The sequence below is a fragment of the Streptococcus sp. oral taxon 431 genome, assembly GCF_023115445.1.
Taxonomy (GTDB): Bacteria; Bacillota; Bacilli; order Lactobacillales; family Streptococcaceae; genus Streptococcus.
In genome coordinates this window covers 268763-293268 of record NZ_JALDUI010000001.1, presented here as the reverse complement: position 1 = coordinate 293268, position 24506 = coordinate 268763, and the positions used below count along the sequence as shown (strand labels likewise).

Sequence of the window (24506 nt, the reverse complement as noted above, 5' to 3'; positions counted from 1 at the left end):
ATGCTACGTGATTTGAAAACAACAGATGTTACAGCTATTTGTGAGATTAATAAAGAAGCTTTAGGTTATTCGTTTAGTTTAGAGGAAACGGCTAGTCAACTAGCTAAGTTATCTCAGGACTCCCATCACTACCTACTGGGTTTCGAGGATTCGACCAGCCATGACTTACTTGGCTATGTCCATGCCGAGGTTTATGAATCCCTTTATTCAAAACCAGGTTTTAATATTCTAGCTTTAGCTGTTTTGCCTCAAACACAGGGCCAGGGTATCGGAAAAACTTTGCTCCAAGGATTGGAACAAGAAGCAAAAAAACGAGGCTATAACTTTATTCGCTTAAATTCTGCAGACCATCGTCTGGGTGCCCATGCATTTTACGAAAAAGTTGGTTATACTTGCGATAAAGTGCAGAAACGGTTTATTCGCATTTTTTAGTTTGGATTTTATATTCTTGTTGTAAAAACAAACTAAAGACCTGTCACACTATAAAGGAGAAGACCTATGATTTTTGACAAAGATGATTTTAAAGCTTATGACGCAGATCTTTGGAATGCTATCGCCAAAGAAGAAGAACGCCAACAAAACAACATCGAGTTGATTGCTTCGGAAAACGTAGTTTCCAAGGCTGTTATGGCTGCTCAAGGGTCTATCTTGACAAACAAATATGCCGAGGGGTACCCAGGACGCCGTTACTATGGTGGAACTGATGTGGTAGACGTGGTAGAAAGTCTAGCTATTGAACGTGCAAAAGAAATTTTCGGCGCTAAATTCGCTAATGTCCAACCTCACTCAGGAAGCCAAGCCAACTGTGCGTCTTACATGGCCTTGATTGAGCCAGGTGATACCGTTATGGGGATGGATTTGGCAGCAGGTGGACACTTGACCCACGGAGCTCCAGTTAGCTTCTCAGGTCAAACCTACAACTTTGTTTCTTACAGTGTTGACCCTGAAACGGAACTCTTGGATTTTGATGCTATCTTGAAACAAGCCCAAGAAGTAAAACCAAAATTGATCGTAGCAGGTGCTTCAGCCTATTCTCAAATTATCGACTTTTCAAAATTCCGTGAAATTGCGGATGCTGTTGGAGCTAAGCTCATGGTCGATATGGCTCATATTGCTGGTTTGGTTGCAGCTGGTCTACATCCAAGCCCAGTACCATACGCTCATATCACTACAACAACGACCCACAAAACCCTTCGTGGCCCTCGTGGTGGTTTGATTTTGACCAATGATGAAGACTTAGCTAAGAAAATTAACTCAGCTATTTTCCCAGGTATTCAGGGCGGTCCTTTGGAGCATGTTGTTGCTGCTAAGGCAGTTTCTTTCAAAGAAGTTTTGGATCCAGCTTTCAAGGAATACGCTGCCAATGTAATCAAAAACAGCAAGGCTATGGTAGAAGTCTTCTTGCAAGATCCTGATTTCCGTATCATTTCTGGTGGGACTGAAAACCACCTCTTCCTTGTTGATGTGACTAAGGTTGTAGAAAACGGAAAAGTTGCTCAAAACTTGCTGGATGAAGTCAATATTACCCTAAATAAAAACTCAATCCCTTACGAAACCTTGTCACCATTTAAGACAAGTGGTATTCGTATCGGAGCAGCAGCCATTACTGCGCGTGGATTTGGTGAAGAAGAAAGTCGCAAAGTGGCTGAACTCATCATTAAAGCCCTTAAGAATGCAGAAAATGAAGCTGTTTTAGAAGAAGTGAGAAGTGCAGTTAAACAATTAACAGATGCCTTCCCATTATACGAGGACTAATATTTTTATGGACATTTATATTAAGAAAGCTATTATCCATCAGTTCAGCCCTGATGACACGGACTTGTTTCTAGCGGATAAGCTTCTCAATATCACTCCAAAAATTGAGGAATACCTGCGTAAAAAAATTGAACGTGTGTATTCAGATGAAGCCAAGACTGGGATTTTCGAAGAAGAAAATCCCTTCTTCAATCACATCACTGACGATTTGTTGGAGACATCAGTAACGCTGGCTAATCTCTGGAAAGAGGAATTCAGTATTTCTGAAAACCTCAAGACCAATGACTTGATTTTTGTGCAATTTTCTAAAGAAGGTGTGGAGCATTTCGCTTTCTTGCGAATTGCCCTGCGTGAGACCTTGACTCATCTGGGGGGAGAAGTTGATAATCCAATCAAGCTAACTCAAAACAATCTTCCAGGATTTGGAACAGGTGCTAACGAGGCCTTGGTGGTCAATCTTCAGAGTCGCAAGTACCATCTGATTGAAAAACGAATCAAGTATAACGGGACTTTTTTGAACTATTTTTCTGAGAATCTGATCCAGGCTCAGCCAAAGATTTCACCTAAAAAGTCTATCAAGGAACTTGAAAAAACGGCTCAGAGAATTGCTGAAACATTTAATACAGATGATTTCCAGTTTCAATCCAAGGTCAAGTCTGCTATTTTCAACAACCTTGAAGAAAGCAATGAATTGTCGCCTGAGAAATTGGCCAATGACCTTTTTGACAACAATCTGACGGCTCGTCTTAGCTTTATTGACCAAGTCAAAGAAGCCGTACCAGAGCCAGTTCAGTTTGATGAAATCGATGCTAGTCGCCAATTAAAGAAATTTGAAAACCAAAAACTTTCTCTGTCAAATGGTATTGAATTAATTGTACCCAACAATATTTACCAAGATGCTGAGTCGGTAGAATTTATCCAAAATGACAATGGAACCTACTCTATCTTAATCAAAAACATCGAGGATATACAAAGCAAATAATGTTTAAATTTATAAGAAGGGTCTTGGTACTAGTTCTTATCTTATTTACTGGCTATAAACTTTTCTATATGTATCGGGATGTAAAGCAGGTCATGACCTATCAATCCTTGGTACGAGAAGTTTTAAGTGAGCAAGATACGCCAGCAAATGAAGAACTAGTCTTGGCCATGATTTATACCGAAACCAAAGGTAAAGAAAGTGACGTGATGCAGTCCAGTGAGTCTGCTAGCGGTACTACTAATACAATTTCTGACAATAGGAGTAGTATTCGTCAGGGAATTCAAACCTTGACTGAAAATCTTTATTTAGCGCAAGAAAAAGAAGTAGATGTTTGGACTGCTGTACAGGCTTATAACTTTGGTCCAGCTTATATCGATTTTATCGCTCAAAACGGGAAAGAGAATACACTTGCCCTAGCCAAACAATACTCACGAGAAACAGTTGCTCCGATTTTAGGAAATACAACTGGAGAAACCTATACTTACCTTAATCCTATTTCACTCTTTAGCGGAGCTGAACTCTACGTTGATGGGGGGAATTACTATTATTCGAGGCAGGTTAGATTGAATCTCTATATCATTAAACTTTTTAATTTATTTTAAGCATCTAGAATTTCTAGGTGCTTTTATAAGCTTTCTTTAAGGCTAATTTACTATGCTAGACTAGAAAAGGAGGAACGTCTCATGCGAAAGAAAGTCTTTCTGACTAGCGCTGCAGTACTTTTAGCGGTTGCAACTTTGCAAAGTGCTCAAGCAGCTACTGATGTTCAAAAAGTAATTGATGAAACCTATGTTCAACCTGAGTACGTCTTGGGTTCTTCATTAACGGAAGATCAAAAAAATCAAACACTTAAAAAACTTGGCTATGATGCCTCAAAAGATACTAAAGATTTGAAGACCATGACACCAGATGTCTACTCAAAGATTATGAACGTCGCCAATGACTCTAGTCTCCAGCTCTATTCATCTGCAAAAATTCAAAAATTAGGAGAAAAATCTCCCCTTGAGGTCAAGATTGAAACACCTGAAAATATCACTAAAGTAACGCAAGATATGTACCGTAATGCGGCGGTTACCTTGGGTGTGGAGCACGCGCGTATCACCGTTGCGGCACCAATCCCAGTTACTGGTGAAAGTGCTCTAGCGGGGATTTACTATTCCCTTGAGTCTAATGGTGTTAAGTTGCCTCAGGAAAATAAAGACTTGGCTCAGGAAGAGCTCAAGGCCTTGTCAGACATTAACGATGAAAACAAGGACAAATCAGGCTTTGATGCCAATAAACTGAACGTAGCCCTAGCCGATATCAAGGCTGCAGTCGCTAAGGCTAAAGAGTCTAAGGGTGAGCTTACTGAAGATGATGTTCGTAAGATTGTAGAAGATACATTGAAAAATTATAAGCTAGATCAGGTTATAACAGGAAATCAGATCAATATCATCATCAACTTTGCCTTTAATCTTTCAAAGAGTGATATTCTGAATAATGAAGACTTCACAAAAACCCTAAAAGATTTGAAACAAAGCATTGTTGCGCAAGCAGGTGATAGTTTCAGCAATATTGACCTTAACTTTGATGCTAATAAAGCATTGGAGGACGGGGGCAATATTCTCAGTGCTATTTGGCAAGCAATTGTAAACTTTTTCAAGAGTTTTGGTGCTTAGGTTAATTCATGGTATAATAGATGGTAACAGAACAGTTGCCGTCTTTTTTTCGGCACATAGAAAGTGAAAAATATGTTAAAGAAAAATGATATTGTAGAAGTTGAGATTGTCGATTTGACCCATGAAGGAGCAGGTGTTGCCAAGGTCGATGGCTTGGTCTTTTTTGTAGAGAATGCTCTTCCGACTGAAAGAATCCTTATGCGTGTCCTTAAAGTCAACAAGAAGATTGGCTTTGGTAAAGTCGAGGAATATCTTACACAATCTCCACATCGTAATCAAGACTTAGATTTGGCTTACCTGCGTTCAGGCATTGCTGACTTGGGACATCTAGCTTATCCAGAGCAACTCAAGTTTAAAACCAAGCAAGTAAAAGATAGTCTATATAAGATTGCTGGAATCACGGATGTAGAGGTCGCAGATACTCTTGGTATGGAAAATCCTGTCAAGTATCGAAACAAGGCTCAGGTTCCTGTTCGTCGTGTTAACGGTGTTCTGGAGACTGGTTTCTTCCGTAAGAATTCTCATGACCTTATGCCATTGGAAGATTTTTATATCCAGGATCCAGTCATTGACCAAGTTATCCTTGCATTACGTGATTTTCTTCGTCGTTATGACTTAAAACCCTATGATGAGAAGGAACAGTCTGGCTTGATTCGTAACCTTGTTGTTCGTCGTGGACATCATTCAGGTCAAATCATGGTTATCTTGGTGACAACTCGTCCTAAAATTTTCCGAGTAGAACAGTTGATCGAACAATTGATTAAGCAGTTCCCAGAAATAGTATCAGTTATGCAAAATATCAATGACCAAAATACCAATGCCATTTTCGGGAAAGAATGGCGTACGCTTTATGGTCAAGATTACATTATGGACCAAATGTTGGGGAATAGCTTCCAAATCTCTGGACCAGCCTTTTATCAGGTCAATACAGAAATGGCAGAGAAGCTTTATCAGACAGCTATTGATTTTGCGGAGTTAAGTGAAGATGATGTGGTGATCGATGCCTATTCAGGAATCGGAACTATTGGATTATCTGTCGCTAAGCATGTTAAGGAAGTTTATGGGGTTGAGGTCATTTCAGAAGCCGTGGAGAATAGCATTAAGAATGCAGAGTTGAACGGTATTACCAATGCCCACTATGTCTGTGACACAGCTGAAAATGCTATGAAGAATTGGGTCAAGGAGGGTATCCAACCAACTGCCATCCTGGTCGACCCACCACGAAAGGGCTTGACTGAAAGCTTTATCAAAGCAAGCGCTCAAACAGGAGCTGATCGGATCACCTATATCTCCTGTAACGTCGCTACCATGGCTCGGGATATCAAACTCTATCAAGAATTGGGCTACGAATTGAAGAAAGTACAGCCGGTGGACCTTTTTCCGCAGACGCATCACGTCGAGTGTGTTGCTCTGCTCGTAAAAACCTAGAAACCTTTGAATGAAAGGGATAATGAAAAGCCTTGATTGCAAGGCTTTTTTTGTGTTTTTGTGATAGAATATAGGTAGTTATAATCGACAGCAACTAAGAAGCAGTAAAAATATTATTCATAAAATAATCAAGATAAGGGCAATAAAATGACAGAAATTGACAAAAAGAATTTAAAAAATTATCTTTATTGTACATTTGGAATTACTTATATAGCTTGGGGGATTCTTGCCATCTTTACGCAATCTCATATTTTTGGATTAGAAACGATTATAGGAAGAACTTTACATATAGTAGGTGCACTTGGACCAGCTATTGCAAGTGGCTTTTATTTGAAAAGGAATAATATAAAATTTAAACATTTTGTATTTGGTAAGAAAGAAAATAGTAGTATTTATTTCATCATTCATTTGTTAGCAATTTTGATACTATTTTCTGTATCTTCCTTAGAATTAAATGAAGTATCAATTTATCTGATGCCATTATTCTTTATACAACTAATTTTTTTTGGTGGTGGACATGAAGAATTAGGATGGAGAGGAATATTACAACCCTTACTTGATAAAAAATATGCTTATTGGCAATCTAATTTGATTGTAGGATCAATTTGGGGAATATGGCATCTGCCTTTATGGTTTATAGTTGGAGAAAGTCATCAAGGATTTCCTTTCATTCTATTTTTTATATATACATTATTTTTAAGTTTTGTTTTTGGGCTTCTTTACCGTCAAACGAAATCTGTGGGGTACTGTCTATTATTTCATGCGTTCGCAAATTTGTTAAATCTCTATTTTGTGTTAAAAATTAATGTTATTTTTATTATCATTTTTATTGGTTATTTGGTTTATACTATATTGGCTAGTAATAGAATTAGTAAGGAAACAACATTTTAAAATTTAGATCAGGCTATCCTTTATTGAAAGTAACGATTTGCTAATTAGATGATCTATGTTAGAGAATTATCTATTATAATTTAAAGTGGAGTGATGAATATCGTTTCTTTTGGAACTAGCGAAAATCTTTCCGTTCCACAGTATCATTTTAAAATGATTTTCATTGCCTTTTGTTTATTAGTACAAAAAATATTATCACATGTCGAGTGTGTAGGTTTGTTAGTAAAATGTGGATAATCGTTCAAAAATCAGAAGGACTAGAGATGTATATGTTGGAATTGTATCAAAATCCTTCTTATAAAGATCTAGTCGCATTTGGGTCCTTAAAAGAAGGAAAAGAATTTGTATCCAAAATAACTGGATATACTCTAGAAAATGAAGATGATTTTGTTCAAGGTAATAAAGAAGAAATAACGAAGATTTATATGAAAGGTTTAGAGTAAACATGAGTCTCTTATTTGAAGAATTTAAAACCATTTGTTTCCATTTAAATCGAGTCGGAATTACACCGACACTGATGGGTTCTTTGGGATTGGAGTTTAGAACGAAAGAAAATTGGGGGCCGTCTGATATTGACATTCATGTACCTGGTGACCCTAGAGGTTGGGAAGCACCTGACCATCTCAGAATTTATGACTGGGACAAGATAATGAAAGTGATGAAAGACTTAGGCTACGTCTTAATAGATATTCATGAGCATGAATTCAAAAAGGATCGAGTGAGTGTTGAATTTGGAAGTATCGATTCCTTACCTGATTTTGCAGGTGTTTCGGAATCGGATATAGAGCTTATTCACATTGAATGCATCACTTTTCGTCTTCCAAGTCTGGAGCAGTATCTAAGTATTTACAAAGCTTCTTCTCAAGACTCCTATCGAAATGATCACAATAACAATAAGGATTTTAAAAAGATCGAGTGGCTGGAAAGACATTTGTAAATTATCATATGAAAAGTAGTAAGTTGTAAGACTGGCTGCTATGTTATTTTTATTATCATTTTTATTGGTTATTTAATTTATACTATATTTGCGAGTACTAGAATTAGTAATGAAAAGCAGGTGGAAAAATTGTAAAAGAGCCACAGGGACTTTTCTGGAGTAGACATCACGCATATTTTTCGGATTTAGATGGATATTATTGGGAAGTTTCTTGGGGGACCCAATTTTCAATTTGATGAAAATGGACTATTGAAATTTTAGTAATTAAGGGAGATAGCAAAAATGGCTTCAAGTAAAGAATATTTAGATTTCATTTTAGAACAATTGTCCGAGTTGGAAGAAATATCATATAGAGCAATGATGGGTGAATATATAATTTATTATCGAGGGAAAATCATGGGTGGAATTTATGATGATAGATTTTTAGTGAAGCCTGTCAAATCTGCAATAGCGTATATGCCGAATGTAGAATACGAATTGCCGTATGAAGGTGCAAAGGAAATGCTATTGGTAGATGATGTTGACAACAAAGAATATTTAACCGGCTTATTTAATTCAATGTATGATGAGTTACCTGCACCAAAACCAAAGAAAAAGAAATAATAAAATCTCAGTTTATCTAGGTAATACTATTTAACGATAACCTTATGCTATCGTTAAAAAGTTTATAGAACAGACAAGACTACCTGGCATAATTAGTGTTCACTCGTTTCATGTTGAGGCGGTATCACTGCTTGTACGAGCTGAGGCATCAGCGAAGTAGAAGTAGATGCTCCGCCCATGGGATAGTACTCGTAGAATGAGGAGGGAAACCGACGAAATGATACGGTAAGTCCGAACCGCCGAGTGCGTGGCTCTGCTTTTCCTATCTGAGACAGTCGAAAAGTAGAAGGGGATGGTATTAGTATCAATCAATGAGTAACAAAGTAACAGCATGATTCGAAACATTTGCTTGTAATTTGCGGAGGAACATCAATATGGATGGAATAACAAAAGAATCTATAAAAACGGCTAAACTAATGAAACAATTATGGCCCCAATTGACCGATAAAGAAGCTATTGATGAAGTAAAAAGATATACGAATGGCAAAAATACTGCAATCTTTACTGAAGTTGAAGGTGACACAATTGTAGGTCTAGCACTATGTTCACTCAGATTTGATTATGTTGAAGGTTGTAAATATAGTCCTGTTGGATTCTTAGAAGGGATTATTGTCGACGAGGAATATCGTTTAAAGGATATTGCTAAAAATCTCTGTACAAAATGTGAGGAATGGGCGAAAAATAAAGGATGTAAGGAATTTGCAAGTGACTGTACTTTAACGAATACGGATTCTATAAGATTTCATCTCAATATTGGATTTCAGGAGGCAAATAGAATTATTCATTTTAAGAAGAAACTATAATTTCAGAACGTGGTCAAAATTTATGTATCTTTAGGAAGTGTGAAAGATTGGACGAACAAATTTTTTTGATAGGTGGAAATCCGCCGATCAAGAACCATACGATTGTTAATAAAATTGTGTCATCAAGGAAGATCGAAAGAATTGTCATTTTTACAGTTTATCGAGAAAATTGGGAACCGTATATGAAAAAGTACACGGAAGTTTTCCGCAGCCATTTTTCTAACCTAGACACTGATTACTTACTCTTGGACACTGAGCAGATTGATTTTGATAGCTATTTAGATGCTGATCTAATTATTATCGGTGGTGGAAATACGGAAAAGTATTTAGCTACTTACGTCAATCCGCAGTTCAAAAATTATATCGATCGTATGCTGAATAAAGGGGCGAAAGTTATGGGATTTTCTGCAGGAGCCCTATTATTAGGAGAAAAAGTCTATGTTTCACCTAATGATAATTCAGATCATCAGATAAAGATAAAAAATGGATTAGGACTCTTTAGTCAGTTTTTAATTAGTGTCCATTATGATTCATGGAATGATAAAGCTAATAAGGATAGAGCTGAAGAACTCGTTAATGTTCCCATAATTCCACTAAATGATCATTCATGTCTTGTATTGGATAAACTTGGAAATATCATAGAGAAAATTGACTAGTTTTCATTATCTAAATCTTGATCTAGGTAACTAAAGTGTAGACGAACTGGATAGGTTACTAGTGAAAACTGCAAAAAGTGTTGTGAAATGAATCGGAGAGTGCTTGATGGATTTTAGTAGTAAGATAGCTATAAATAAAGGCTGGTCAGATGATAAAAAATATTGTGTGACAGATCAATATCAGCAAAAATATTTCTTGCGTGTTTCTGATAAGGAGAAGTTAGATTCTAAAAAATTTGAATTTGATATGATGGAGAAAGTAGCTTCTCTTGGAGTTCCTATGTGTAAACCGATTAGCATAGAACTCTGCGATGACGAGGTACACTCTTTACACGAATGGATAGACGGGAAAGAAGCAAGAGAAACCATTTTAACTGTTTCGAAAGAACAACAATACACTTACGGAGTAGAAGCAGGAAGAATCCTTCAAAAAATTCATTCACTCCCTATTACAGAAGTTCGTGAAGATTGGGAAGTCTTTTATAATCGAAAAATTGATGACAAAATCTCCAAATACAAAGAATGTCCAGTTCAATATGAAAATGGTCAGATTTTTATTGATTTTTTAAATGCAAATAGAGAATTATTAAAAGATAGACCTCAGGTTTTCCAACATGGAGATTATCATATCGGGAATTTCATGATTGGTGAAGATCGTAAAATTTATGTCATTGACTTTGATCGATTTGATTTTGGAGATCCTTGGGAGGAATTCAATCGTATTGTATGGTCTGCTCAAGTTTCACCTTCTTTTGCCTCTGGTATGATAGATGGATATTTTGATCATAAGGTTCCAGATTTATTTTGGAAACTTCTTGCTATCTATATTGTAAATAACATAGTTGGTGCTCTTCCATGGTCTGTTCCTTACGGAATCGAAGAAATAGCAGTAATGCAAAATCAAGCTAAGGAAATTTTAGAATGGTATGATGATATGAAGCAAATCATTCCTAGTTGGTATTTGATTGAGAAAAGGCTGAATAATAAAAGGGTTTAAATATCAATTTGAAAAAATGTCAAGAATATTTGCTCATATTATAACAAATTCAATTCTTTATTAATATCTATCGAGAATTATCTTGAAACTTGGAATGTTGTTTCGGGGTCAAGTTACATGAAAGGATATATTTTAAATTTAGAAAAAGAATTCTCTTTAATAGAAAATGGATTTAAAGAAGAAGAGAAAAGAGCTCTTGCTGACTATCTATCAAACGATAATGCGTATACTAAAGAATTAGCATTTTTAGCCTTTAAATCCAATGTATATCAAGTTAGAATGTACAGTGTATTTCTCTTTAGCCATTTGTCATCGTATGGAGAAATTTTAATCTTCATGAGGGATGAGGTTTCAAAGGATGACAATTGGAGAGTTCAAGAAGTATTAGCAAAAGCATTTGATGGATTTTGTAAGCAAACAGGTTATGAAAAATCTCTTCCGGTTATTGACGACTGGCTACAAAATAATAATCCAAATGTCAGAAGAGCTGTTACAGAAGGTTTGAGAATATGGACGAGTAGACCATATTTCAAGGATAATCCAGATGAAGCTATTGAAAGGATTGCCAACTTAAAAAAAGATGCAAGCGAATATGTGAGAAAATCAGTTGGAAATGCTTTAAGGGATATTAGTAAGAAATTCCCGGAGTTGATTAAAGAAGAACTTGATGGTTGGGATATTAATAGTAAAGAGATTCAACAAGTATACAAACTAGCAAGTAAATTTATTAAGTGACAATTATCAGCTATAAAGTTGAAAAAAGGGAACTATAAAATATTTTCATTCTAAAGTTTAATTTTAAACAACAACTCTATCACTTTCGTTCTATAATATAGAAGTTTGCTAACACCACATGTTGAGGCCGGTATCATTGCTTGTACGAGCTGAGGTATCAGAGAAGTAGAAGCAGATGTTCGGCCCATGCGATAGGACTCGTAGAATGAGGAGGGGCACCGACGAAATGATACGGTAAGTCCGAACCGCTGAGAGTGTTTCTCTGCTCTTAAAAGTGAACGAAAGGAATAATGAAAAGCGTGAAGGTAGCTTCTCTAATCGAATAGAGGGTAAGAATCAGAGTAATAGTTCAAGTTGGGCTTCTGGATACTATAGTCTGACATGCTATCAATCTATTTCAGAGCTGGACAAATTGTAGTAACTTTCCTTGAAGGAATTGAGGTAGATTTATAAGAGACTGTGACTGGGAAGTTGCAGTCTTTTTGAGGTTTTAATGGTATAATGAGATTATAAATGTGTATAATATTTAAATTCTCTGGAGGACGCATAATGTTGAATTTAGTAAAAGGTCATCGAGTTAGCTTGGTAGAAAACCTGTTTGAGTCATTTACAAAGTTAACTGAACATCATTTGACGGCGAATGTACACGCAGAAAAAATATTAGAGGTTTTTCAACATTTTATTGCGATTCATGACGAGCCCTTGTTTTTTATTTTGGAGTTGCCTGTCAGTATTGATAGAGAAAAAGTGATAGCAAAGAGTATTATCAAGGAATCCCATAAGGATGTTTATTATATTGATGCTTGTTCAAGAGAGGAATACCTAGCACTGTTGATTAGATACGGTGATTTACTTGTTAATGATGGATTAAGTAAGTTTGGATTTGGTGGACATAAAAGTCATGATGAGATTATGCTTGATAGCTATAATGTTGTGACAATTTATAGTAAAGAACTATCGAAATTTAATGACTTTTTTGAACCTCATAATATTCAATTTGTAGAAGAACTAGTGACTGCTTGGAAAACTTTTTCTAAGACCTCACCAGGAATCTCTGAAATCTATGAAAGTAATGGAAAAACTGTTTATGACTTGCCTGAAGAATTAGCTGAATGGGGAATATATTTAGCTGAAACTCGAACAGAATAGGTATAGTTATAGATTAGAAAGAGAATATTTCAATTCCTCTAATACCCAAAATTTAACTTGAGTCAATTTATAGAAGGAAAAGCTAGATGCAAACACACGTTGATGCGGTATCACTCTTTGTACGATCTAAAAAAAGTAGAGTAGATTTTTAGTATATTTATAGATGTGACATCGAACATTAGGAGGTATTTTATGTTAGGAGCAATAGTTGGAGACATTGTTGGTTCTGTTTACGAATGGAACAATATTAAAACGAAAGACTTTCCATTATTTCGTGAGGATTGTTTTTTCACTGATGATACGGTTATGACCTGTGCTGTTGCAGAAGCCATTATGAATGGCGGTCAGAACGATGACTTTATTGATGCCATGAAGAAATATGCTAGGATGTATCCCGATGCAGGTTACGGTGCAAGATTTGGGAATTGGGTTGATGGCGACGATCGAGAACCTTATAATAGCTTTGGCAATGGCTCAGCAATGCGTGTTTCTCCATGTGCCTGGGCCATGGATTGTAGTTTCTGTGCACGAACGGGAGCCTGGCCGTCCAGAAGAGCACTTGCACGACTTTCTGCAGAGGTGACTCATAACCATCCAGAGGGTGTTAAAGGAGCTATGGCGACGTCTGATGCTATCTTTATGTGTCGTTATTACTTTGGAGGCTATAGTGGCGACTATGAGCAACCAATCAACGATAATCCTACAGAATGTAAGAGACTCATCAAGGAGCACATAGAGGAAGAGTATGGCTATGACCTATCGAAAACTCTGGATGAAATTCGTCCTCATTATCGATTTAATGAAACTTGCCAGAATACGGTACCTCAGGCCATCATTGCCTTTCTTGAAAGTACAGAGTTTGAGGATGCTATCAGAAATGCTATCTCTATTGGTGGGGATAGTGATACTCTTGCTGCCATCACAGGAAGTATAGCAGAGGCTGCTTATGGTATACCTGATTGGATTAAGGAAAAGGCCTATACCTATCTAGATGAGCCTTTAAAAGATGTTCTAAAACAATGGGAAGAAACGATTGTAATAAAATAATATTGTACTATTATAGTACGTAATTACTAATGTTGGAGTTGCAGTGATTAGATTTGAAGGAAGGTGGGTTATCAATGCTTATATTGGAATTGTACCAAAATAATTATTCAAAAGATTTAGTCGCTTTTGAGTCTTTAGAAGAGGGGAAAGCCTTTGTAGCTCAAATCCCTGGATATACTTTAGAAAACGAAGATGGGTTTGAAGTGGAGTATGTGAATCCTAAACGCTTGCCAGATTATATAGAAATTATCTTCAACGGCAACATTGTCCCTTTATCTAGATTCTCATTTGAACCTGAGAAAAATGTCGAGATTATTTGGAAAGAAATTTCGAATCTATCCGAACCAAGCGATAGAGTGGTCGAAGGGTTTACAAAAGTCGATGCCTATGTCGTTAACAACGATGAAGTGAAAGTCTATGTTGAAGCCAGAGAAGCAAACTTCCGCAAGGCAAAAGCTTTCTTAGAAAGCAAAGGGTACGAAGTCGACAGAAGCTTTTTCGGAAGTGAAGACGGGGAAGCGATTGTCTACAGAAAACGCGACACCGAAGATTGGCACTTCCTATGTCACCTTGATCCTTCGTTTGTAGAGATTGAAGATGTAGAAGGATATGTGAAAGAAGCCATGGAAGATATGCAATAGTTACTCAAACTTCGTTTTGAATGTGTAGGATTGCTAGTTAAAGCAATTTGATATAGTGTTCAAATAATCAATAAAAAATGTAGTATTTTAGCAAATATAATATGGAGGTTTAAGATGCCAACTACAATAGAAGTTAATAAGCAGCGTGTTGAGGCACTACTTGGTAGTGGAAGAACAAAACCATTTGTTATTCCAGAATATCAGCGTCCTTATGCTTGGACAGATGAGCAGGTTGAAACACTGTTTGAAGATTTATGGGAATTTACCGTCAGTAATGGTGGTACTGAACGCGAAGGTTCGTATTTTCTTGGAAGTATCGTTTCGTATGAAAATGATAATGGTGAACAGGAAATTATTGATGGTCAGCAACGTATTACCTCTCTGTTTTTATTGTTAAGAGCGATTTACACAAAGCTATTTAATTCTCCATTATCAGAACGAACTCCAGAAGCGAACAATTTTATTGGTAAGATTGAACCCTCAATCTGGCGCACTAATAAACTGACTGGAACAGTTGATTATAAGACTACTCTTCTAACATCACGTGTTGTTAATAATGAAGGTAATGAAATTCTTCGTAAAATTCTCGAAACTGGAAGAGCAAATAAAGATTCTAAAGATAATTATTCTAGAAATTATATTCATTTTCAGGAGTTACTTGATAAACATTCAAGTGATAATCCCTTGATGATTTATCAGTTCATTTATTCCCTATTAAATCAAGCTATTCTTTTACCAATAACTGCTGATACCCAAGATACAGCATTGACTATTTTCTCTACTTTAAATGACAGAGGTTTACCGCTATCTGATGCTGATATATTTAAAGCTAAGATTTATAACCATCTTGAGGGAAAAGATAAGGAAATATTTATTGAACGCTGGAAAGAGCTTGATGAACAAGCTACAGCAGCTAATGAAAGTATCCAACAATTATTCTATTACTATATGTTCTATCTTAGAGCTTTGGAAAAAGATACTAAAAGTACTACACCTGGTGTCAGAAAATACTATTCGAGTAACAAATTTGAGCGCCTTTATCAATCTGAATTATTAGATAATTTATTCGTAATGATCGAATTATGGAAAGTAATTAATAAAGGTGAAGTGCTGGAAGATGAGAGTTGGTCATCAAATATACAGATAAAACAAACATTAGATACACTTACTTCATATCCTAATGAGTTCTGGAAATATCCGGTGATTATATATTATATTTGTTATCGTAAGGATAAAAACTTTGAGGATAAATTTGCAAGATTCTTAAACAAATTACTCGCTGAACTAATGACAAAATACATTCTTATTCCAACTATCAATGCTGTTAAAGGTGATATTTTGAAATTAAATTCAGCAATTGTTGTATCAGATATTCCTAAATTTGATTTCAAAGAACTAGACCAAGCTCAACTTGAAGCAGGAATCCAAAATCCTCACCGTAATGTGGTGAGAATGTTGCTTAAAACACTTGCTTATAAACATCAGGATTCATTATTACCAAGTAAATGGGAAATCGAACATATCTTCCCTCAAAAATGGCAAACTAACTATTTTATCGATGAATCAGATCATAAAATCCGAGAGAAAATCGAGCATATAGGCAATAAATTACCATTTGAAAAGAAGTTAAATATTATAGCAGGAAATGGTTACTTTGCTAAAAAGAAAAAAGAATATGCAGCTTCTAAGATCGAAATCACAAAATTTATGGGACTTTCTGAAATTCAAGAGTGGAATTTAGAGTCAATTTCGAAAAGAGATATCAGGATTTCAGATTCTATTATTGCAATTCTTAAAAAATGGAACAAAGAGTATTCGGTTATTACAAAAGAAATTGTTTCCAATAAACCTTCAGATGAGGATTTAGCTCGTATTGCTGAATTTAAGGAAAAAGGATGGATTTAATGGTGAATCAATAACAAGTAGCTGTGCGTTTTTTAAACTATTTTAGATTTTTATAGAGAGAAAGCGTATGAGATGAGAAAATAGTGGAGGGCAAGATTTTATGCTAGAGTGGAAATCTGTACCAGAGGATGAATATGAAGCTAGTGCAGCTTTTAGCGAAAATAGTCATTACGAGATTTCTACGATGACTTTGAAGGGAAAGAAACATCTGATTCGATTGAAATTTCCCTTCTGTCATTTTTACCAAATCACAGAAAGAGACTTATTTGATGCTCTTCATCAGATTCCTAGTTCGTCAGATCTTGAATCGCCTATTTGTAAGCTAGAGACTAGTAGCCTGATTACAGAAGTGATTCATAGGGCGGGTGGAGTTTTGGCTGAAGAAGACTTGGTTCATTTTCGTATTTGTGCTAAGAATCTAGTTTTTGACTTAGTTCTCTATAAAAATCAAGAGAGTGATATAAGGATAGAAGAGGTTTGTTAAAAATGAAGTGGGTTCATATTGGTGAGGAAATCAAGTATAATTGGTATGAATTACGGTGTCAACTTTCTCAAGAAAATCACCTGCAAATTTTTCTTGAGGGCTTAAAGAATCAAAAGCTCAAATACTGTATTGATTTTGGTAAGATTCTTTTTTGCAGATCTATTGATGAGGGGTGGGACCTGAATTTACTAGAAGAAGATTTACTCAGCGGACCAGAATTTCCCTATTTATCAGATGGGATTTTACTTGAAATGATAGACACTCACCTTAAAAACCGAGTTCAAAAGTTTTATCCTGCCCCCATCTATCACTACCAAGTACAGGGAATTAATTTTGGGATAGACGTCCTTACAGAGGCATTTCCGATTATAAAAAAACTAGACTGAAGCCTAGATAAAAGTAAACCTTTTCAACAATAAAATAGACTCCATAATATCTATAGGGAATTTATCCACTAGAAATATTATAGAGCCTGAATCCTTACAGCTTTATCTACAGATTTTGGTAAGTTCTTTATAAAATATCCACCCTGAGGGAATCGAACCCCCATCTCAAGAACCGGAATCTTACGTGATATCCATTACACTAAGGGTGGAAACTTTAATTATTATATCAAAAAAGAGAGCTGAACTCAAGTTTTTTCTAAACTCAGCAAAAAGAGAAGTAAAAAAGATTCAGTATTGAACCGAATCCTCTAGATGATTATTTTTTCTCAAGAAGAGCTTTGATTTCTTGAAGAACTTCCAACTCAGTTGGACCAGCAGGTGCTTCTTCAGCAACTTCTTCTTTTTTGGCAAGGTTTTGAGCTTTTTCCATTGCTTTAATCACAAAGAATAGAACGGTACCAACAACAAGGAAGTTGATAACAGCACTCAAGAAGTTACCGTAAGCAACACCATTCCATGAAAGTTCAGCAATACGTTCAATTTTTGCAGCTTTCAAAGCAGGGTTCAATAGAAGTGGAGTGATGATATCATTAACAAATGAAGTCACGATAGCACCAAAAGCAGAAGCGATGATTACACCGACAGCAAGGTCTACAACGTTACCACGGAGCAAAAATTCTTTAAGATCTTTTAACATTTTCTTTTTCCTTTCGAAATTTTACAGTCTAAATTATATCTCAATCATCTGTTGAATTCAAGAAATATGCTCAGTGTTTTTTAAAAACAAAAACTTTACTGAAGATGTAATTGAGGACTATGATCGTAACTTGTGCAAAAATAGTCTCAATTGTGTTGATAGTATTGAGATTATCACCTACAAATTGACCGATGATGTGAGGGAAACTCGTCACAAAAATAAAGGTCAGAAGGAGGTCTAATAGAAAAGTTATGAATCTTGCAGTTGTAAATTTTATCAGACGTTTGAACCAATTTTTTCGTTTCTGTTTAAAAACAATGGTATCGTTGGTGAAAAAAGCAAACAAAATTCCAGTTATATTTCCCAGAGCAGTCGCCCATAATTCTTGTTGGCAAAGGTAAAAAATCGTGATACGAACAATAATCGAAACAAGAGTAGTTGCAGCTCCAAAAAATAAGTAGGAGAGAATTTCATTATCGAAGAATTTTTTTATGCATGTTTTCATAAAAATAGTATAGCATAAAGGAGATAAATGTGCTATACTTGTAGGGTTGACTTGCTCAACCCTTGGTGCTTAGCTTCTTTCACCAAGCATATTTTACGCGGGTTAATCGCTAAAGGAGAAAACATGAAAAAACTAACTATCCGTGATATGGCAGATATTGCCATTGTCGCAGCAATTTATGTGGTTTTGACAATCACACCACCCCTTAATGCTATCAGTTACGGTGCTTATCAGTTCCGTATCTCTGAAATGATGAATTTCCTTGCCTTTTACAATCCTAAGTACATTATCGGTGTTACTCTTGGATGTATGATTGCAAATTTCTTCAGTTTTGGAATCATCGATGTCGCAGTTGGTGGAGGCTCTACGCTTATCTTCCTAAGTTTAGGCGTATGGTTGTTTAGCAAATATAAAAAAGACTATCTTTTTAATGGATTGATTCGAAAAGATCATTTCTTCTTTTCAATTCTTTTTTCGATTTCAATGATCACCATTGCTGCTGAATTGAACATCGTAGCAGAAGCACCTTTCTTCTTAACTTGGTTTACAACTGCTATCGGAGAATTCGCTTCTTTGATTGTTGGTGCTATTCTTATCGGAAAAATCGGTAAACGTCTTGATTTGACTAGATAAAGATATCACATCAAATATTATTGAAAAGGGCTGAACGTTGTTCAGTCTTTTTCTTTGTCCATAAAACTAGTTGTTCAATAAAAGTGATATAATAAGGAAAAAAGGAGCTTTAATTATGATAGATTATTTTTTGATTGGGCTAAAGTCGATGATGAAAAGCTCGGTTTTGACTTTTGCTATTTGCTTTGTATCCTTCCTTCTTTTATTGATCCTTTGGCGCCGTTATGTCATTGTGCGTCAAAGTGGTGGAAACTTTTTTGCCCCTTTTCATATTGCTAAGGGAAGATTTTATATCCATAATGCTTATGTTTTTAGAAAGCGAATTATACCACTGAATAATATTAAAAAGATTGAGGTTGATTTTATTCCAAGTGTTAAATTGAATGGAGCTAGATATTTTTTGAGTATCCAACAAAAGAACGGAAAAGCTCTAGCCTATTTCTTTGGCCAATCAAAAGAGAATGATAAGCTTGTCAGAAATCTAAAAAATGAAACGAAAAAGTATCATATTAAAGTTATCATTCACTGACAATTCCAAATATTGGAGAGGGATAAAGATGGATAGGCTACAAATAATCAGAAATAATCAGAAATAATCAGCATTTAAGAAGATTACTTTTAGATGAGTGTGATATTTACTTTTATGATCACATCAGAGAGGTGCAGTTTTCTAACAACGATGAGGAATATTCTCTAGCTTGTCAGGCCTTTGCTAAAGACGGCAGCGGGGGAGAATATGTAATTCTTGAGGATGAGAGTATTGGCTTTATAGGGAGTGAAGGCCAAGTTGGTCGGGTAGCAGAAAGCCTTGATGACTTGCTTACTTTCTTACTTCATGCTGGTTCTATATCAGACTTTTCTTGTCGGTTGCTCTATCAAAACAAGGATTTGTTGTCAAAATTCTGTCAGGGATTTATTAACAAAGCACGAGAGAACTACCAGTCAAAAGGCGAAAAGTGGGACAAAGTGAGAACTCTACTTGCACAAGAGTTGGGACTTGAATTTCAGCCAGAAAAACTGCAAGAGTTAGCCTCCAATTTTTATCAATCAGCGATAAGAACTCCACTATTTACTTGTAAATATGGTCATGGTGAGAATGAATATGTCTGCGATTCTGTTTTGTCAGATATTGTCGGCTTGTGGGTTTCAGAGCTACTGGGGGCGACTGCAGAAGAAATTGAAGCTTTTGCTAGCGCTAAAAATATTCAAGTGTAAAAAGTAAAATTTAATTTTCACTTAAATTATTTTATGTTATAATACTGATGATTATATTTTAAGGAGTTTATATGAGTTCATCAGAATTTATTTCAAAGATTGATTATTATTGTCATAAGAAAGAAAGTCTATTTGACCAAAGTAAGTTCAAGTATGCTATTCGTTCCATGTTTGCAGGTGCTTTTTTAACCTTTAGTACAGCCGCTGGGGCCATAGGTGCTGATCTACTCAATAGCATCGTTCCAAGTGCTGGTTATTTCCTATTTCCCTTTGTATTTGCATGGGGACTTGCTTATATCGTTTTCTTAAATGCCGAGTTGGTGACGTCAAATATGATGTACTTGACAGCTGGAACATTTTTGAAGAAGATTGATTGGAAAAAAGCCTTTATTATTTTACTTTATTGTGCCTTTTTTAACTTAGTTGGCGCTCTGTTAGCAGGTTGGTGCTTTGCTAATTCATCGGCGTTTTCACACCTGACACACGACAGTTATCTTCCAAAGATTGTAGCCAAGAAGTTGGCACGTCCTAGTGATTTGGTCTTGTTGGAAGGGATTTTGGCAAATATGTTTGTAAATATTGCCATTCTGTCTTCAATTTTGGTTAAGGATAGCAATGCCAAACTCTGGATTATCTTGTCAGCTATTTCTATGTTTGTCTTCTTATCTAACGAGCATATTGCAGCCAACTTTTCATCTTTTAGCATTATCAAATTCAGCATTGTTTCTGATCAAATTGCTAACTTTGATATTCCTAATATCCTACGTCATTGGAGTGTTACCTTTATCGCTAACTTGATTGGTGGAGGATTCTTGATAGGCTTACCATACGCTTATCTTAATAAAAATGAAGATACTTATGTTGATTAGTAAAAGCTTTTGAAAATATAATGAAAATCAATAATAGAGGAGGTCGGGACTAAAAATCCAGACCTCAATTTTTTTCCAAAGAACTTTTTGATAAAAACGTTATTTTCTCTGTCTATAAATTCAAACAAATTATTAGTGCATGGACTTTTGCTGAAAAATAAAGAAACTTTTTTGTAAATTCAATATAGAACAAAATAAAAACATATATTAAATATATAGAATGGAGAGTTTAAAAATAAAGGGGTGAAAACATTAAAGATGCTGATACAAAGCAAATGGAAACGATTACTAAAAGTGATGAAAATATTGTAACTAGAATTAAGAAAGCCTTCCCATAATTTCGATTTTATGTTATAATATTCACAAATAAAAGTTTTAGGAGTTTATATGGTTTCTTCAGAATTTATCTCAAAAATTGAGTTTGCTTGTAAGAAAAAGGAAAGTCTTTACAGTCAAAGTAAATTCAAGTACGCTATCCGTTCAATGTTTGCTGGTGCATTCTTAACATTTAGTACAGCAGCTGGTGCAGTTGGAGCTGACTTGATTAATAAGATTGCTCCAGGTAGTGGACGTTTCCTCTTCCCATTTGTTTTCGCTTGGGGATTGGCTTACATTGTCTTCTTAAATGCTGAATTGGTAACATCTAACATGATGTTCTTGACAGCTGGTAGCTTTTTGAAAAAGATTAGCTGGAGAAAAACAGCTGAAATCCTTCTATACTGTACTTTATTCAACTTAGTCGGTGCTCTTATAGCAGGATGGGGCTTCGCCCATTCAGCAGCTTATGCAAACCTAACACATGATAGCTTTATTTCTGGAGTTGTGGAAATGAAGTTGGGCCGTTCAAATGAACTAGTCTTGCTTGAAGCTATCTTGGCTAATGTTTTTGTAAATATCGCGATTCTTTCATTCGTTTTAGTTAAGGATGGTGGAGCAAAACTTTGGTTGGTTCTTTCAGCCATTTACATGTTTGTATTCTTAACAAACGAGCACATCGCCGCAAACTTTGCATCATTTGCTATTGTGAAATTCAGTGTTGCTGCTGATTCAATCGCAAACTTCGGTATTGGAAATATTCTTCGTCACTGGGGTGTAACTTTCATCGGTAACTTTATCGGTGGTGGTCTACTGATGGGATTGCCTTATGCCTTCTTAAATAAAAACGAAGATACATACGTAGATTAAAAGTTGGATTCATTCCAACTTTTTCTTTTTGTTTTTCCATGCTATAATGAATGTAGAATAGATAAATATAGAGGAATAACATGAACGAAATTAAATGCCCCAACTGTGGGGAAGTCTTTACAGTTAATGAAAGCCAATATGCAGAGCTGATTTCTCAAGTTCGAACTGTAGAGTTTGATAAGGAATTGCATGAACGCATGAAACAAGAGCTGGCCTTGGCTGAGCAAAAAGCCGTGAATGAACAACAGGCAAAACTGGCTCAAAAAGACCAAGAAATTGCCCAGCTTCAAAGTCAAATTAACAACTTTGATACAGAAAAAGAATTGGCTAAGAAAGAGGTAGAGCAAAGTGCTAGTCAAAGCTTGCTAGAGAAAGAAAAAGAAGTCCAAGCTCTCGAAAATCAATTGGCTACCTTGCGCTTGGAGCATGAAAATCAACTACAAAAAACTCTTTCTGATCTTGAAAAAGAACGTGATCAGGTCAAAAATCAGCTCCTCTTACAAGAAAAAGAAAATGAGTTGTCTCTAGCTTCTGTTAAACAAAACTACGAAGCCCAGCTTAAGGCAGCCAGTGAACAGGTTGAATTTTACAAGAATTTCAAGGCGCAACAATCAACCAAGGCAATCGGTGAAAGTTTGGAACACTATGCAGAAAGTGAGTTTAACAAGGTTCGAAGTTTTGCCTTTCCAAATGCTTACTTTGAAAAGGACAACAAGCTTTCTGAACGTGGCTCTAAAGGTGACTTTATTTTTCGTGATTTTGATGAAAATGGACTAGAATTCATTTCCATCATGTTTGAGATGAAAAATGAAGCTGATGGAACGGAGAAAAAGCACAAGAATGCAGACTTTTACAAGGAATTAGACAAAGACCGCCGTGAGAAAGATTGTGAGTATGCTGTTTTGGTAAGTATGCTTGAAGCAGAAAACGACTACTTTAATACAGGAATTGTTGACGTTAGCCATGAATATGAGAAGATGTATGTCATTCGTCCCCAGTTCTTTATTCAACTAATTGGACTCTTGCGCAATGCTGCCCTTAATTCCCTAAAATACAAGCAGGAACTCGCTTTTATCAGGGAACAAAATATAGATATCACTCGTTTTGAGGAAGATTTGGACGCTTTCAAGGTAGCTTTTGCAAAGAATTATAACTCAGCTTCTGTCAACTTTGGCAAGGCCATCGACGAAATCGACAAGGCAATTAAGCGAATGGAAGAAGTCAAGAAATTCCTGACAACATCAGAAAACCAACTCCGCCTGGCTAACAATAAGTTAGAAGACGTTTCAGTCAAAAAACTGACACGAAAAAATCCAACCATGAAAGCTAAGTTTGAAGCATTGAAGGGGGAGTAGAAAGCAACACATGAACGGTATTATTAACTTAAAAAAAGAAGCGGGGATGACCTCGCATGATGCAGTTTTTAAGCTGCGTAAGATTTTGGGAACCAAGAAGATTGGTCACGGTGGGACGCTAGATCCTGATGTGGTGGGTGTTTTGCCGATTGCCGTTGGTAAGGCGACTCGTATGGTCGAGTTTATGCAGGACGAGGGTAAGGTCTATGAGGGTGAAATTACTCTGGGATATTCTACAACAACCGAGGATGCTAGTGGTGAGGTGGTTGCTGAGACACCAGTATTGTCTCCCTTAGATGAAAAGCTTGTTGATCAAGCGATTGCAAGTCTGACTGGACCTATTATTCAGATTCCCCCAATGTATTCCGCTGTCAAGGTCAATGGGCGCAAACTTTATGAATATGCGCGTGCTGGTCAAGAAGTGGAACGTCCAGAACGTCAGGTGACCATTTATCAATTTGAACGGACAAGTCCGATTTCTTATGAGAGTGAACTTGCACGATTTACTTTTCGTGTAAAATGCAGTAAGGGAACCTATATTCGTACCTTGTCGGTTGACTTAGGAGAAAAACTTGGCTATGCTGCTCATATGTCTTATTTAACACGAACAAGTGCAGCTGGATTACAGTTAGATGATGCTTTGACCTTGAGTGAAATAGAGGAAAAAGTACAAGCTGGTGAATTAGACTTTCTTCATCCCTTGGAGATTGGGACAGGTGACTTGGTCAAGGTATATTTGACTCCAGAACAGGCAGAAGAAGTGCGTTTTGGTCGCTTTATTGAATTGGAACAAACCGAGAAGGAATTGGCTGGTTTTGAAGGTGAAAAATTACTAGCCATTTTAGAGAAACGTGACCAACTCTATAAGCCTAGAAAGGTTTTCAATTGATTAGAGCTGGTGGTAAAATCGCAAACTGATTTTTAGTTTTAAAAAATGCTAAAAGATAGTTCAATTTAGACCCGAAAAAGTTATGAAAAAGGGTTGAAAAC

29 protein-coding genes, 1 tRNA gene, 1 pseudogene and 1 riboswitch are annotated in these 24506 nt (G+C 36.0%); of the genes and pseudogenes, 28 read left to right on the top strand and 3 right to left on the bottom strand.

All coding sequences use genetic code 11. From position 1 onward, the window contains the following. From M1R56_RS01465 to M1R56_RS01365, 21 genes and pseudogenes are all read left to right on the top strand, one after another. Entirely contained in the window at positions 1–432 is a 432-nt protein-coding gene (locus M1R56_RS01465; RefSeq protein ID WP_248034340.1) for a GNAT family N-acetyltransferase, read from the top strand. Positions 433–498: 66 nt separating this feature from the next. Further along, positions 499–1755: a serine hydroxymethyltransferase gene (gene glyA, locus M1R56_RS01460; RefSeq protein WP_248034339.1), complete on the top strand. Its 1257-nt coding sequence runs from the start codon at positions 499–501 to the stop codon at positions 1753–1755. Positions 1756–1762: 7 nt separating this feature from the next. Beyond that, entirely contained in the window at positions 1763–2737 is a 975-nt protein-coding gene (locus M1R56_RS01455; RefSeq protein ID WP_248034338.1) for a nucleoid-associated protein, read from the top strand. Then, positions 2737–3339, top strand: coding sequence for a lysozyme family protein (locus M1R56_RS01450; protein WP_248034337.1), 603 nt, complete (start codon positions 2737–2739; stop codon positions 3337–3339). The genes M1R56_RS01455 and M1R56_RS01450 overlap by 1 nt, the downstream gene beginning before the upstream one ends. Positions 3340–3420: 81 nt before the next feature. Continuing rightward, on the top strand, positions 3421–4395 hold the full coding sequence (locus M1R56_RS01445) for a DUF1002 domain-containing protein (protein ID WP_248034336.1): 975 nt from the start codon (positions 3421–3423) through the stop codon (positions 4393–4395). Positions 4396–4467: 72 nt separating this feature from the next. Further along, entirely contained in the window at positions 4468–5823 is a 1356-nt protein-coding gene (rlmD, locus tag M1R56_RS01440; RefSeq protein ID WP_248034335.1) for a 23S rRNA (uracil(1939)-C(5))-methyltransferase RlmD, read from the top strand. Between the two features lie 147 nt (positions 5824–5970). Then, positions 5971–6714 (top strand): CPBP family intramembrane glutamic endopeptidase, encoded by a 744-nt coding sequence (locus M1R56_RS01435; RefSeq protein WP_248034334.1) that lies wholly within the window; start codon positions 5971–5973, stop codon positions 6712–6714. A gap of 263 nt (positions 6715–6977) precedes the next feature. Continuing rightward, a complete protein-coding gene (locus tag M1R56_RS01430) occupies positions 6978–7157 on the top strand; it encodes a hypothetical protein (RefSeq protein ID WP_248034333.1) in 180 nt (59 codons plus the stop codon). A 2-nt stretch (positions 7158–7159) separates the two neighbouring features. Further along, complete coding sequence (locus M1R56_RS01425) at positions 7160–7651, top strand: phosphoribosylanthranilate isomerase (protein ID WP_075231762.1); 492 nt, start codon at positions 7160–7162, stop codon at positions 7649–7651. 119 nt (positions 7652–7770) lie between these two features. After that, positions 7771–7912, top strand: a pseudogene (locus M1R56_RS01420) (VOC family protein); the annotation flags it as partial. Positions 7913–7933: 21 nt separating this feature from the next. Beyond that, entirely contained in the window at positions 7934–8254 is a 321-nt protein-coding gene (locus M1R56_RS01415) for a TfoX/Sxy family protein (protein WP_070845560.1), read from the top strand. A 374-nt stretch (positions 8255–8628) separates the two neighbouring features. After that, a complete protein-coding gene (gene aac(6'), locus M1R56_RS01410) occupies positions 8629–9057 on the top strand; it encodes an aminoglycoside 6'-N-acetyltransferase (protein WP_075231760.1) in 429 nt (142 codons plus the stop codon). Between the two features lie 47 nt (positions 9058–9104). Further along, complete coding sequence (locus tag M1R56_RS01405; protein ID WP_075231759.1) at positions 9105–9713, top strand: Type 1 glutamine amidotransferase-like domain-containing protein; 609 nt, start codon at positions 9105–9107, stop codon at positions 9711–9713. A 106-nt stretch (positions 9714–9819) separates the two neighbouring features. Next, a complete protein-coding gene (locus tag M1R56_RS01400; protein ID WP_248034332.1) occupies positions 9820–10710 on the top strand; it encodes a phosphotransferase in 891 nt (296 codons plus the stop codon). Positions 10711–10827: 117 nt separating this feature from the next. Continuing rightward, positions 10828–11445: a DNA alkylation repair protein gene (locus M1R56_RS01395; RefSeq protein ID WP_248034331.1), complete on the top strand. Its 618-nt coding sequence runs from the start codon at positions 10828–10830 to the stop codon at positions 11443–11445. Between the two features lie 549 nt (positions 11446–11994). Then, the gene (locus M1R56_RS01390; protein ID WP_248034330.1) at positions 11995–12594 is read left to right on the top strand and encodes a hypothetical protein; all 600 of its coding nucleotides are present in this window, start codon (positions 11995–11997) and stop codon (positions 12592–12594) included. Positions 12595–12786: 192 nt separating this feature from the next. Then, positions 12787–13641 (top strand): ADP-ribosylglycohydrolase family protein, encoded by an 855-nt coding sequence (locus M1R56_RS01385; protein WP_248034329.1) that lies wholly within the window; start codon positions 12787–12789, stop codon positions 13639–13641. A 74-nt stretch (positions 13642–13715) separates the two neighbouring features. Next, positions 13716–14282 carry a hypothetical protein gene (locus M1R56_RS01380; protein WP_248034391.1) on the top strand — a complete coding sequence of 189 codons (567 nt, stop codon included), beginning with the start codon at positions 13716–13718 and terminating at the stop codon, positions 14280–14282. A 114-nt stretch (positions 14283–14396) separates the two neighbouring features. Next, complete coding sequence (locus M1R56_RS01375) at positions 14397–16187, top strand: DUF262 domain-containing protein (RefSeq protein ID WP_248034328.1); 1791 nt, start codon at positions 14397–14399, stop codon at positions 16185–16187. Positions 16188–16287: 100 nt separating this feature from the next. Continuing rightward, on the top strand, positions 16288–16671 hold the full coding sequence (locus tag M1R56_RS01370; RefSeq protein WP_248034327.1) for a hypothetical protein: 384 nt from the start codon (positions 16288–16290) through the stop codon (positions 16669–16671). Positions 16672–16673: 2 nt separating this feature from the next. Beyond that, positions 16674–17057 (top strand): hypothetical protein, encoded by a 384-nt coding sequence (locus M1R56_RS01365; protein WP_248034326.1) that lies wholly within the window; start codon positions 16674–16676, stop codon positions 17055–17057. Between the two features lie 137 nt (positions 17058–17194). Here M1R56_RS01365 and M1R56_RS01360 read toward each other — a convergent pair. From M1R56_RS01360 to M1R56_RS01350, 3 genes are all read right to left on the bottom strand, one after another. Continuing rightward, positions 17195–17266 (bottom strand) — tRNA-Arg (locus M1R56_RS01360). A 107-nt stretch (positions 17267–17373) separates the two neighbouring features. Continuing rightward, entirely contained in the window at positions 17374–17754 is a 381-nt protein-coding gene (gene mscL, locus M1R56_RS01355; protein ID WP_248034325.1) for a large conductance mechanosensitive channel protein MscL, read from the bottom strand. 70 nt (positions 17755–17824) lie between these two features. Beyond that, positions 17825–18259: a GtrA family protein gene (locus tag M1R56_RS01350; RefSeq protein ID WP_248034324.1), complete on the bottom strand. Its 435-nt coding sequence runs from the start codon at positions 18257–18259 to the stop codon at positions 17825–17827. A gap of 28 nt (positions 18260–18287) precedes the next feature. After that, a riboswitch (PreQ1 riboswitch) is annotated at positions 18288–18385 on the top strand. Between M1R56_RS01350 and M1R56_RS01345 the strand changes: the two genes are divergently transcribed. The 7 genes from M1R56_RS01345 to truB all read left to right on the top strand — a co-directional run bounded on the left by M1R56_RS01345 (position 18383) and on the right by truB (position 24405). Continuing rightward, positions 18383–18892 carry a QueT transporter family protein gene (locus M1R56_RS01345; protein ID WP_248034323.1) on the top strand — a complete coding sequence of 170 codons (510 nt, stop codon included), beginning with the start codon at positions 18383–18385 and terminating at the stop codon, positions 18890–18892. It overlaps the preceding riboswitch by 3 nt. 115 nt (positions 18893–19007) lie before the next feature. Then, positions 19008–19421: a hypothetical protein gene (locus M1R56_RS01340; protein ID WP_248034322.1), complete on the top strand. Its 414-nt coding sequence runs from the start codon at positions 19008–19010 to the stop codon at positions 19419–19421. A 53-nt stretch (positions 19422–19474) separates the two neighbouring features. Further along, a complete protein-coding gene (locus tag M1R56_RS01335) occupies positions 19475–20107 on the top strand; it encodes a hypothetical protein (protein WP_248034390.1) in 633 nt (210 codons plus the stop codon). A gap of 71 nt (positions 20108–20178) precedes the next feature. After that, positions 20179–20976: a formate/nitrite transporter family protein gene (locus M1R56_RS01330; RefSeq protein ID WP_248034321.1), complete on the top strand. Its 798-nt coding sequence runs from the start codon at positions 20179–20181 to the stop codon at positions 20974–20976. 387 nt (positions 20977–21363) lie between these two features. Beyond that, the gene (locus tag M1R56_RS01325) at positions 21364–22161 is read left to right on the top strand and encodes a formate/nitrite transporter family protein (RefSeq protein ID WP_248034320.1); all 798 of its coding nucleotides are present in this window, start codon (positions 21364–21366) and stop codon (positions 22159–22161) included. 80 nt (positions 22162–22241) lie between these two features. After that, positions 22242–23516 carry a DUF2130 domain-containing protein gene (locus M1R56_RS01320; RefSeq protein WP_248034319.1) on the top strand — a complete coding sequence of 425 codons (1275 nt, stop codon included), beginning with the start codon at positions 22242–22244 and terminating at the stop codon, positions 23514–23516. Between the two features lie 10 nt (positions 23517–23526). Next, on the top strand, positions 23527–24405 hold the full coding sequence (gene truB / locus M1R56_RS01315) for a tRNA pseudouridine(55) synthase TruB (RefSeq protein ID WP_248034318.1): 879 nt from the start codon (positions 23527–23529) through the stop codon (positions 24403–24405). The last annotated feature ends 101 nt before the right edge of the window (positions 24406–24506 follow it).

Excerpts from the sequence above, each read along its gene's own strand:
- M1R56_RS01465 (WP_248034340.1), top strand. The coding sequence starts at position 1 with ATGCTACGTGATTTGAAAACAACAGATGTTACAGCTATTTGTGAGATT.
- glyA (WP_248034339.1), top strand. The coding sequence starts at position 499 with ATGATTTTTGACAAAGATGATTTTAAAGCTTATGACGCAGATCTTTGG.
- M1R56_RS01455 (WP_248034338.1), top strand. The coding sequence starts at position 1,763 with ATGGACATTTATATTAAGAAAGCTATTATCCATCAGTTCAGCCCTGAT.
- M1R56_RS01450 (WP_248034337.1), top strand. The coding sequence starts at position 2,737 with ATGTTTAAATTTATAAGAAGGGTCTTGGTACTAGTTCTTATCTTATTT.
- M1R56_RS01445 (WP_248034336.1), top strand. The coding sequence starts at position 3,421 with ATGCGAAAGAAAGTCTTTCTGACTAGCGCTGCAGTACTTTTAGCGGTT.
- rlmD (WP_248034335.1), top strand. The coding sequence starts at position 4,468 with ATGTTAAAGAAAAATGATATTGTAGAAGTTGAGATTGTCGATTTGACC.
- M1R56_RS01435 (WP_248034334.1), top strand. The coding sequence starts at position 5,971 with ATGACAGAAATTGACAAAAAGAATTTAAAAAATTATCTTTATTGTACA.
- M1R56_RS01430 (WP_248034333.1), top strand. The coding sequence starts at position 6,978 with ATGTATATGTTGGAATTGTATCAAAATCCTTCTTATAAAGATCTAGTC.
- M1R56_RS01425 (WP_075231762.1), top strand. The coding sequence starts at position 7,160 with ATGAGTCTCTTATTTGAAGAATTTAAAACCATTTGTTTCCATTTAAAT.
- M1R56_RS01415 (WP_070845560.1), top strand. The coding sequence starts at position 7,934 with ATGGCTTCAAGTAAAGAATATTTAGATTTCATTTTAGAACAATTGTCC.
- M1R56_RS01400 (WP_248034332.1), top strand. The coding sequence starts at position 9,820 with ATGGATTTTAGTAGTAAGATAGCTATAAATAAAGGCTGGTCAGATGAT.
- M1R56_RS01395 (WP_248034331.1), top strand. The coding sequence starts at position 10,828 with ATGAAAGGATATATTTTAAATTTAGAAAAAGAATTCTCTTTAATAGAA.
- M1R56_RS01390 (WP_248034330.1), top strand. The coding sequence starts at position 11,995 with ATGTTGAATTTAGTAAAAGGTCATCGAGTTAGCTTGGTAGAAAACCTG.
- M1R56_RS01385 (WP_248034329.1), top strand. The coding sequence starts at position 12,787 with ATGTTAGGAGCAATAGTTGGAGACATTGTTGGTTCTGTTTACGAATGG.
- M1R56_RS01380 (WP_248034391.1), top strand. The coding sequence starts at position 13,716 with ATGCTTATATTGGAATTGTACCAAAATAATTATTCAAAAGATTTAGTC.
- M1R56_RS01375 (WP_248034328.1), top strand. The coding sequence starts at position 14,397 with ATGCCAACTACAATAGAAGTTAATAAGCAGCGTGTTGAGGCACTACTT.
- M1R56_RS01370 (WP_248034327.1), top strand. The coding sequence starts at position 16,288 with ATGCTAGAGTGGAAATCTGTACCAGAGGATGAATATGAAGCTAGTGCA.
- M1R56_RS01365 (WP_248034326.1), top strand. The coding sequence starts at position 16,674 with ATGAAGTGGGTTCATATTGGTGAGGAAATCAAGTATAATTGGTATGAA.
- mscL (WP_248034325.1), bottom strand. The coding sequence starts at position 17,754 with ATGTTAAAAGATCTTAAAGAATTTTTGCTCCGTGGTAACGTTGTAGAC.
- M1R56_RS01350 (WP_248034324.1), bottom strand. The coding sequence starts at position 18,259 with ATGAAAACATGCATAAAAAAATTCTTCGATAATGAAATTCTCTCCTAC.
- M1R56_RS01345 (WP_248034323.1), top strand. The coding sequence starts at position 18,383 with ATGAAAAAACTAACTATCCGTGATATGGCAGATATTGCCATTGTCGCA.
- M1R56_RS01340 (WP_248034322.1), top strand. The coding sequence starts at position 19,008 with ATGATAGATTATTTTTTGATTGGGCTAAAGTCGATGATGAAAAGCTCG.
- M1R56_RS01330 (WP_248034321.1), top strand. The coding sequence starts at position 20,179 with ATGAGTTCATCAGAATTTATTTCAAAGATTGATTATTATTGTCATAAG.
- M1R56_RS01325 (WP_248034320.1), top strand. The coding sequence starts at position 21,364 with ATGGTTTCTTCAGAATTTATCTCAAAAATTGAGTTTGCTTGTAAGAAA.
- M1R56_RS01320 (WP_248034319.1), top strand. The coding sequence starts at position 22,242 with ATGAACGAAATTAAATGCCCCAACTGTGGGGAAGTCTTTACAGTTAAT.
- truB (WP_248034318.1), top strand. The coding sequence starts at position 23,527 with ATGAACGGTATTATTAACTTAAAAAAAGAAGCGGGGATGACCTCGCAT.